Consider the following 10,139-nt stretch of genomic DNA (forward strand, 5'->3'; position numbering starts at 1 on the left):
TATGTGAATTCAAAAAGATTTACGCGTATTTTTAAACTTTCGTACCAAATTATACTTTATGAAAAAAACCATCCTTGTTGCGTTAATTGGGCTAGTCTCAACACTTGTCTTTGCCCAGGACAAAACCAAAGAACAAATCAACCTGACTCTGGATTCCTGGCACAAAGCGGCAGCCGAAGCTAATTTTGACAATTACTTTAATGCGCTCGCCGATGACGCCATTTTTATAGGAACTGATGCTACCGAAAACTGGAACAAAGCCGCTTTTGAAGCCTTTGCCAAACCTTATTTTGGAAATGGTAAAGCGTGGAATTTTAAAAGTTTAGAGAGACACATCTATCTCAGTACCGATAAAAAAATGGCTTGGTTTGACGAATTATTAGATACCCAAATGAAAATTTGTCGTGGGTCAGGAGTTTTAGTCTCTGTAAACGGAAACTGGAAAATAAAACACTATGTGCTTTCGATGACGGTTCCTAACGAAAAAACAGAGGATGTGGTAAAAATTAAAGCCCCCATTGAAGAGCAACTCATTCAAACTCTCGGTAAACACTAAATCAAATACTCAGGGAATAAAAAAAGGCTGCACTTAAATGCAGCCTTTTTTTATTTCAAATTTTCCAACATTTCCACCGTCATAGAAGCCAAATCAAATTTATGCTTCCAGTTCCAATCCTTTTGGGCAGCACTGTCATCAATAGAAGCCGGCCAACTGTCAGCAATCTTCTGACGAAAATCGGGTTGGTAAGTAATGGTAAAATCGGGAATGTGTTTTTTAATTTCTGCGGCTATTTCTTTGGGGGTAAAACTCACCCCGGCTAAATTATACGAAGAGCGTATTTTAATCTGTTCTGAAGGAGCCTGCATGATTTCAACGGTAGCATTAATAGCATCATCCATATACATCATCGGCAAAGCAGTATTTTCGGAAAGGAAACATTCGTATTTGCCTTCTTTCAGGGCTTTGTGGTAAATGTCTACTGCGTAATCAGTAGTTCCTCCGCCTGGCTCGGTTGACCAACTGATCAAACCCGGATAACGAATACTACGCACATCTACTCCATAAACATTATGATAGTACTCACACCATCTTTCACCTGTTTGTTTGCTGATACCGTAAACGGTGGTAGGCTCCATAATGGTGTACTGAGGGGTATTAATTCTTGGAGTGGTAGGCCCGAAAACCGCTATACTCGAAGGCCAAAATACTTTTTTAACTTTTTGCGCTTTGGCCAAATTCAGTACGTGAAATAATGAGTTCATGTTCAAATCCCAGGCAAAAGCCGGATTCTTTTCAGCTGTAGCCGAAAGCAAAGCGGCCATCAAATAAATATCGGTGATTTGGTATTGCTCCACCAAATGTTCAATCTGATTGAAATCCAAAGCATTGACTACTTCAAAAATCCCTTCATTTACAATGTCAATATTCAGTTTTCGGATGTCGGAAGCTATCACATTGTCAACGCCGTAAATGCTTCTCAGTTTTTTGGTAAGCTCTGTCCCAATTTGCCCGCAGGCACCAATGATTAGGATTTTTGTATTCATCTAGTGTGTTTGTTTTATTCCACTTCGCCCCTTAAAGTCTAAGGGTTCAAATGTGAAGCAAAGATACGGTTTTCAAAAATGTTTTTCGGGCAAAAAATCGTGTTCTTTTTTCAAAAAAATTACCATTCCGTTAACTGCCTTATACTGAAGTTTGCTTTTACCTTTGTACCTTTGTGACTTAAATTTTGAACCATGAAAATCACTTTTTTGAGTTTACTTTTATCTTTAGTCTGCCTTTCCTCGTGCCAGGAAGATCCAAAACTTCGCGCGTTGGAACAGGAAAGAGAAGCCCAAAAAAGAGAAATCATTTTCAACAACATCAACAAAGGATGGACATTCAATGCACAACCCATCAATACAACATCTCGAAATTTGACGGCCAATTGGGCCGAATGGCGCACTTTCCTGAATGAATTAAACCAAAAACCCAAGAGTAGTTTGGGTGCTTTTCAACAAAAAGCCAAAACCCTCTCCAAAAAAGCTTCCGAACTCAACAACAACATTCCGGCAGTTTTTGATTTGCCCGAAACCAGAAGCCGAATTGATGTGATTGCTACCAAAATGAATTCGATAAATCTCTTTATCCATCTCAATCAAATTCCGGATAAAAAGGTTGTACAATTGGTACAGGAAGTCAATGTTGAATTGACGGCTTTCCAAAATCAGCTGGACGAAATTGTCCGAAAAAGTCAAATTAAAATGGAAGAAGGCGAAAGTGACATGCTCCAAATGTTGGATACTGCCCGAGCCATTCCTACCAACAATCCAAACCTAACTCCAGTAAAATAAGTTTTGAGTCAAAACGCTTTATACAACAGCTATCTGCATTCGACCAAGGTCAAACAAATAGCAGATTCACTGGAAACTCCTTTGAACAAAATTCAGTTAAAAGGACTTTCAGGCTCTTCCCTGTCGTTTGTATTTCAGGCGGTTTTTAAAAAAAGTGAAAAGCCGTTTCTTTTAATTTTAAACGAAAAAGAAGAAGCCGCATATTATTTGAACGATTTAGAACAAATGATAGGGGCCAATGACGTACTGTTTTATCCGAGTTCGTACCGTCGCCCGTATCAGATAGAAGAAACCGACAATGCCAACGTACTCTTGCGTTCCGAGGTGCTGAACCGCATCAATTCGCGCAAAAAACCGGCGGTAATTGTCACCTATCCTGAAGCTCTTTTTGAAAAAGTGGTCACCCGAAAGGAGCTCGACAAAAACACACTAAAAGTAGCTGTTGGCGATAACGTGTCTATCGATTTCATCAACGAAGTATTGTTTGAATACGAATTCAAGCGCGTGGACTTCATCACCGAACCGGGCGAATTTTCCGTGCGTGGCGGAATATTGGATGTGTTTTCGTTTTCCAACGACAATCCGTACCGCATTGAGTTTTTTGGCAATGAGGTCGACAGCATCCGAACCTTTGATGTCGAAACCCAATTGTCGGTAGAAAAACAAAACAAGATTACCATCATTCCCAATCTGGAGAATAAATTCATCAAGGAAAACCGCGAAAGTTTCCTCGAATACATCAGCGACAAAACCATCCTTTGCATTGAAAATACCGAGTTTCTGACGGCTCAACTCGACAAGCTTTTTGGCAAAGCCGTTGAAACGTTTGACAAACTTTCCAAAGACATCAAACATGCTTCCCCCGAACATTTGTTCCTGAATCAGGAAGGTTTTTTGCGCAAAGCCCTGGATTTTTCCATCATCGAATTGTCGAACAAACCGCTATTCAAAACCACCAAAACGTTCGAATTTCACATACAGCCTCAACCCTCGTTCAACAAACAATTTGATTTACTGCTGAACAATTTGAGCGACAATCATTTCAACGGATACACCAATTATTTGTTTTGTTCCAATGAAACACAGGCGAACCGCTTTCACGATATTTTTGAAAGTTTAGACGAGGCCAATCACGAAAACATCCGCAAGCAATACCATACCATTGTCGCTTCATTGTATCAGGGATTCATCGATGAGGAAACCCAAATTGCCTGTTATACCGACCATCAGATTTTTGAGCGTTACCACAAATTCAGCATCAAAAACGGCTACTCGAAAAAGCAAACGCTGACGCTCAAAGAACTCAACTCGTTATCCGTAGGCGATTACGTCACCCACATCGATCACGGGATTGGAAAATTTGGCGGGTTGCAAAAAATTCAGGTCGAAGGCAAAACCCAGGAAGCCATCAAACTCGTCTATGCCGACAACGATATCGTGTACGTCAGCATTCACTCGCTGCACAAAATCTCGAAATACAACGGCAAAGACGGCACGCCGCCCAAGATTTACAAACTGGGTTCGAATGCCTGGAAAGTTTTAAAACAAAAAACCAAAGCACGCGTCAAGCACATTGCCTTCAACCTGATTCAGCTGTACGCCAAACGACGCTTGGAAAAAGGATTTGCCTTTGCCCCCGACAGTTATTTGCAAAAAGAATTGGAAAGTTCGTTTATTTACGAAGACACCCCCGACCAACTCAAAGCCACCCAGGACGTTAAAGCCGACATGGAAAAAGACCGCCCGATGGACCGATTGGTCTGTGGCGACGTTGGCTTCGGGAAAACGGAAGTGGCCATTCGCGCGGCGTTCAAAGCGGTAGACAACAGCAAGCAAGTCGCAGTTTTGGTACCCACCACTATTCTGGCCTACCAACATTACCGCACGTTTTCGGAACGATTAAAAGACATGCCGGTAAAAGTGGGTTACCTCAACCGGTTCCGAACGGCCAAACAAAAAGCCCAAACCCTGGAAGACTTGGCAGCAGGCAAACTCGACATCATCATCGGAACGCACCAATTGGTAAATAAAAACGTAAAATTTAAAGATTTAGGGTTGCTGATTGTAGACGAAGAACAAAAATTTGGGGTCAACGTCAAAGACAAACTCAAAACCATAGCGGCCAACGTTGATACGCTTACCTTGACGGCTACGCCCATTCCGAGAACCTTGCAGTTTTCGTTAATGGCCGCCCGAGATTTATCGGTCATCACCACGCCGCCGCCCAACCGTTACCCGATAGAATCCCAAGTCGTTGGGTTTAACGAAGAATTGATACGCGATGCCATTTCGTATGAAATTCAACGCAACGGACAGGTGTTTTTCATCAACAACCGCATTGAAAACATCAAGGAAATTGCGGGCATGATACAGCGATTGGTCCCCGACGCGCGCATAGGCATTGGTCACGGCCAAATGGACGGAGCCAAACTCGAAGAATTAATGCTCGGATTTATGAACGGGGATTTTGATGTGTTGGTCGCCACCACCATCATCGAAAGCGGATTGGACGTGCCGAATGCCAACACGATTTTCATCAACAACGCCAATAATTTCGGGCTGTCCGACTTGCATCAAATGCGGGGACGCGTAGGCCGAAGCAATAAAAAAGCCTTCTGTTATTTTATTTGCCCGCCGTATTCCGCCATGACCGAAGAGGCGCGCAAACGCATCCAGGCCTTGGAACAATTCAGCGAATTGGGCAGCGGGTTCAACATTGCCATGAAAGATTTGGAAATTCGCGGTGCCGGAGATTTATTGGGCGGCGAACAAAGCGGTTTCATCAACGAGATTGGTTTTGAAACCTACCAAAAAATCATGAACGAAGCCATTGAAGAGCTCAAAGAAAATGAATTCAAAGAGTTGTATCAGGATGAAAATGAAGCCGAAAACAAAGAATATGTAAAAGATTTACAGATTGACACGGATTTTGAATTGCTCTTCCCCGATGAGTACATCAACAACATTACGGAACGCCTGAATTTGTACAACGAACTGGGCAACATCAAAGATGAAGAAACCTTAATCAGCTTCGAAAACAAACTCATTGACCGCTTCGGGCCCTTACCTAAAGAAGCCAAAGCGCTGCTCAACAGCATCCGCATCAAATGGATAGCCACCCATGTGGGGATTGAAAAAATTATCATGAAACAGGGCAAACTGATTGGGTATTTTGTATCCGACCAGCAATCGGAGTATTACAATTCGAAGCCATTTCAACGCATGTTACAGTTTGTACAACAGCACGGCAATATTTGCAAAATGAAAGAGAAAGAAACCAAAAACGGTTTGCGTTTGCTGATTACTTTTGAAAATGTGAAATCGATATCACGGGCGTTGGAATTCATGGAACTGATGAAATCCTAACAAAAAAGCCACTCGATTGAGTGGCTTTTTTGTTTATCAGAATTCAGTTTACATTTTAAGTATTTTGAAATTGGCTTCTTTATCGTTGAATTTTAGCTTGAAAAAATACGTTCCCGTTGCAAATTCAGAAATATCAACATAGGCCGCCGTGTCGTTCATTTTTCGATTGAACAACAATCTGCCCTGAATGTTGTATACCGCGATTTCGGTGATGGCATCTTTTGAATTAACAGCAACCAATCCGTTGGTAGGATTCGGAGAATAACTGTAATCTAAAAACTCGTTACTTTCTTCTCCTAATGTACCGGTACATGAGATTATGGCATTCCACCCCGATCTGGTTTCCAATTGATCCGATACAAATTTAAAGGTAAGGGAACCCTCAGATGAAGTGGAATTGAACGGCCCCGGAATTGTAGTCCCGGTTAATCCTCCGGAAGTCAAGTCCGCATAAGATTCGTCAGGACCATTGTAGATGTATAAAAAGTCATAAGTGTCCTCCAAATTAAAACTTGCAAACGTAACTTTTAATTTTAATCCCTGATTGTACGGCGTTATGGTTCTTACCCAAGTTTCCATATTGGTATAAGATCCGCTGGTTCCTCCGGTATCGGTAAATTGCATGCCCGTACACACATTGGCAGTATTGGTAGCGAAAATCTTTTCTCTGTTTGCCGGAATAATAGTATTGTTAACACATAATGGTCTTATTCGAATTTTATAATACGTATTTGCATTTAATCCTGTGGCCGAATAACTATTTGTAGTGGCGGTATTCCAAACTATATTGGTAGAGGCAAATGGCGTAACGGCTACTTCCCACGAAGTATTATATTCATCAGCCCAGGTGAAATGTACCGTTGTCGGAGATACACTATCAATAGTGATATCTGTCACCGTATTAATACAAGTATTGATTCCGTCAAAACTCAAACATTGTGAATTATTAACGGTATTGAGAATTAAAGCAGCGGGTTGTGGCCCAAAACCATTATTGAAACTAATCCCTACACCCGATACCAAATGACAATAACTCATAATGGTTCCTTTCACGGTAGTAGAAGGAATCGTTGCCGGTGTAGTCATACACGAACCTCCTTCCCAGTTAGACCCCAAGGCATAAGGAGCACAATTGTCGATGGCGGTTGCATTACCATTCCAAAAACAAGCGTGGGTGTGAGGTGATCCGAATAAATGACCAAACTCATGCGTAATTACCTGTACGGTCCAGGAATAAACAGGCACGGTTGAAAAACTGTAATCAACATCCGAATAACAATAATTATTTTCTGAACAAAGTCCGTTGATAGCCGAAGCTACACCTCCAAGACCTCCTGTATCAACCCCTACCAATCCTCCTAAATCACCATCAAAAATAGGTCTTTGCTCGTGAAAGGCATTCAGATAATCACTTGATGAGGATCCAACACCTTCATAAACATCTTGATCTGTCCAAATGTAAATAGACTTCAAAGCTGTAGAAACCCCTTCATTATTGTAAAGCGTCTGTACATTATTAAAAACCGAAGTCATCCAGTTAGTAGTATTGGTAGTGCTGTTTCCTTGACTTTGATACAGATCGTAATCTACCTCAAAATACAAGGTAACCCATCTGTTGCTCAATGTGTTTTGGGTCGACTGTGTTGTTTTTTTCGGCAACAACTGCGAATCCTCTACGTGACAATCAAATTGGTTTGAAATTTTCATTTTGGCATCAGAATACACTATATAATCTTGCTGATTATTAGGTTTGTCCAACTTAGCCACCACTACATTCCCCAAGGCTGAGCTTGAAACAATCCCATTGAACTCCCCGTTAAAAAAATTGAAAGATGACACAGAATTAGGCTCTCCGTCAATAATTCCTTTGTAGTGAACTCCTTTTGAATAACTGATGTTTTTGCTTTTATCGGTATCCACGTGGAAGCCTTCAGCAAATAAATTCACCTTGTACAAAAGCACCGAAATGGTTTGGTTTTGATATGGTATTTCCAATGCTATGTAATCGTCCTGATGGGCAACCACTTCATTCACTTTGGCTGTATTCAATGTGGCTAAAGTGGCTCCTTCTACAACTTTTTCAACATTGGCATCAACAGTATTGAAGGTAGGTGTCAATACTGAAATTGTCTTGAAATTGGTGTTAGAATTTTGCAATTCAATCACATGCTGGGCTATTTTGTTTTGTGCGGTCAGACCAACACAACTCAAAAAAGCAGCTAATAATATAATTCTCTTCATAGTTTTTTTTACAAAGTTATTCAAATTGAATCAATTCATTATTAATAGGTTCCAAAATAACACATTTAAAAATGATAAAAAGCATCCTGCAGATGTTCTATCTTGAAATCATCCTGATGCTTAGACACCGCTATGATATCAAATCGAACAACCACATCCAAATCGTTAGAAATGATATATTCATTAATGGCTTTGACCAAAAGCTGTATTTTCCTGGGCTTTACAAAATCCTGTGGCAAACCAAACTCTACTGATGAACGGGTCTTGACTTCAACCACAGCCAACACATGCTCTTTCTGTGCAATGATGTCAATTTCCGCCTTTTGATAGGTCCAATTGGTTTCCAATAAGTCATATCCGTTTCGCTTCAGATAGTCCGCAGCCATCTCTTCTCCCAGTCTGCCCAGTTCGTTATGCTCTGCCATACCTATAAAAATTGTTAACCGACTGCCTACTCAAAAACCACCTTACTCGTCTCTGCAGTAACTTCCATCGAAACCTGTCTGCCCAAAATCAGAGCGCGGTTGTCCCGTATGTGCCCGGCCGGAAAATTATAAATAATCGGAATATCCAATCCCTTTACCGCATCTTCAATGATTTCGAGTGCATTTCTGCCCCACGGAATTTCATTGTCTTTCATTTCGGTCATGCCGCCTACGATAATCCCTTTCAGGCTCGCCAAACAACCGTTGCGTTTTAAATTCATCATCATACGATCTACGTGATACAAATACTCATCCAAATCTTCTAAAAACAATATTTTATCGCGGCAATCAATAGCCGATTCCGAACCCAGCAAACTGTACAAAATAGACAAGTTTCCGCCGACTAACTCTCCCTTGGCTTTGCCCAAATGATTCAACGCATCGCAATCCAACGTATAGGCTAATGCATCACCAAACCAGGCCGCACACAGCGAATTTTTGGCTTCATCGGTAGCTCTGGGTATGGCCACGGGCATCGTAGCATGAAGAGACTCAATACCCATGCGGTTCAAATGACTGTGTAACACGGTAACATCGCTAAACCCTACAATCCATTTTGGGTTTTGCCTGAATTTTGTAAAATCCAACCTGTCAATGATTTTTACCGTACCATATCCGCCGCGGACGCACCAAATGGCCTTGATGTTCGGATTGTCCATCTGTTCCTGAAAATCAGCCGCACGCTGCTCGTCAGTTCCGGCCAACTGGTAGTAATCCAACCCGATGGTTTTCCCGATTTTCACCTTTAATCCCCAACCTTCCAGTAAATCTAGGGTAGGTTTTAAGTTGTCTTCAATGTTTTTTCGGGCTGTCGAAACCAGGGCAACCGTGTCGCCTTTTTGGAGATAAGGTGGTGTAATCATTTTCTTTTGAGAATAAATGAATGAAATGGTAAAGAGTAAAATTAGACTAATGGAAACTTTCGAATTCATTGTTCAAAAATAACATTAAAATTTTTATGGGCGTCGACCCCGAATAACTTTGTCTTGTCCTAAAATAGCTATACACTAAAAAAGTGTATATGGAAAACCCTGCACAAGAGATTTATGCTTCACGGGAGCACAAACAGAGCCGTTATGACAAACGCTTGATTTTAAAAATTGTCAAAGAAGTTGAAAAAGGATTGCCTAGAAAAGAAGCTACCCGGATTTATGGATTAGGAAAAGCATCGTTAGATGGTTGGATGAGGGATTATGGTTCACCCGAATATCAAGAAAAAATCAAACGCAGGAGTTATACAAACCTTCAAAAACGTACTATTGTTACAGCTATAGAACAAGGAAGATTGACCATTAAGGATGCTAAAGTGTCCTATAATATCAAGAGCGAGAAAATAATCAGAAATTGGATAGTACAATATAAATCAGAAAAAGTCGAAATTTGTATTGAAAACACATCACCCATGGCTAAGGACAAACCATCTTCCAAGGATTTAGAAAAAGCAGCTTTAGAAAAAGCTTTACAGCAGGCAGAACTTAAAATAAAAGCCCTGAACACCCTGATTGATGTAGCCGAAGAACAACTCAAAATTGACATTAGAAAAAAGTCTGGTGCCAAACAGTCTTAAAAATGAAACAAGACTTTCCTAAACTGGGAATAGCTGTTTTATGCCGATTGTTTGGCAAAACAAGACACGCCTATTACGATTGTTTATGGCGTAAAGAAAGTAGTTTAGTCAAAGAAGATGTCATTCTTCAGGAGGTGCTCAACATT

The 10,139-nt window shown here is 40.9% G+C and carries 8 protein-coding genes; 4 read left to right on the plus strand and 4 right to left on the minus strand.

Annotated elements, in window-relative coordinates; genetic code table 11:
- Positions 1–58: 58 nt before the first annotated feature.
- Positions 59–556, plus strand: coding sequence for a nuclear transport factor 2 family protein (locus tag EZL74_RS03590; RefSeq protein ID WP_131475219.1), 498 nt, complete (start codon positions 59–61; stop codon positions 554–556).
- A gap of 50 nt (positions 557–606) precedes the next feature.
- Here the strand turns inward: EZL74_RS03590 and EZL74_RS03595 are convergent, their stop codons facing one another.
- Complete coding sequence (locus EZL74_RS03595; RefSeq protein WP_131475220.1) at positions 607–1,545, minus strand: L-threonine 3-dehydrogenase; 939 nt, start codon at positions 1,543–1,545, stop codon at positions 607–609.
- Between the two features lie 192 nt (positions 1,546–1,737).
- Between EZL74_RS03595 and EZL74_RS03600 the strand changes: the two genes are divergently transcribed.
- Positions 1,738–2,334 carry a hypothetical protein gene (locus EZL74_RS03600; RefSeq protein WP_131475221.1) on the plus strand — a complete coding sequence of 199 codons (597 nt, stop codon included), beginning with the start codon at positions 1,738–1,740 and terminating at the stop codon, positions 2,332–2,334.
- A gap of 3 nt (positions 2,335–2,337) precedes the next feature.
- Positions 2,338–5,700, plus strand: coding sequence for a transcription-repair coupling factor (gene mfd, locus EZL74_RS03605; protein ID WP_131475222.1), 3,363 nt, complete (start codon positions 2,338–2,340; stop codon positions 5,698–5,700).
- Positions 5,701–5,748: 48 nt separating this feature from the next.
- On the opposite strand, the gene EZL74_RS03610 is transcribed toward mfd, so the two are convergent.
- The 3 genes from EZL74_RS03610 to EZL74_RS03620 all read right to left on the minus strand — a co-directional run bounded on the left by EZL74_RS03610 (position 5,749) and on the right by EZL74_RS03620 (position 9,289).
- Entirely contained in the window at positions 5,749–7,941 is a 2,193-nt protein-coding gene (locus EZL74_RS03610) for a M12 family metallo-peptidase (RefSeq protein ID WP_131475223.1), read from the minus strand.
- A 65-nt stretch (positions 7,942–8,006) separates the two neighbouring features.
- Complete coding sequence (locus EZL74_RS03615) at positions 8,007–8,366, minus strand: YraN family protein (RefSeq protein WP_131475224.1); 360 nt, start codon at positions 8,364–8,366, stop codon at positions 8,007–8,009.
- Between the two features lie 26 nt (positions 8,367–8,392).
- Complete coding sequence (locus tag EZL74_RS03620) at positions 8,393–9,289, minus strand: S66 peptidase family protein (protein WP_131475239.1); 897 nt, start codon at positions 9,287–9,289, stop codon at positions 8,393–8,395.
- 158 nt (positions 9,290–9,447) lie between these two features.
- On the opposite strand from EZL74_RS03620, the gene EZL74_RS03625 reads away from it, so the two are divergent.
- The gene (locus EZL74_RS03625; RefSeq protein WP_131475225.1) at positions 9,448–9,993 is read left to right on the plus strand and encodes a transposase; all 546 of its coding nucleotides are present in this window, start codon (positions 9,448–9,450) and stop codon (positions 9,991–9,993) included.
- Positions 9,994–10,139 lie beyond the last annotated feature (146 nt).

Origin of the sequence: Flavobacterium silvisoli (assembly GCF_004329815.1) — a bacterium.
GTDB classification, from domain to species: domain Bacteria; phylum Bacteroidota; class Bacteroidia; order Flavobacteriales; family Flavobacteriaceae; genus Flavobacterium; species Flavobacterium silvisoli.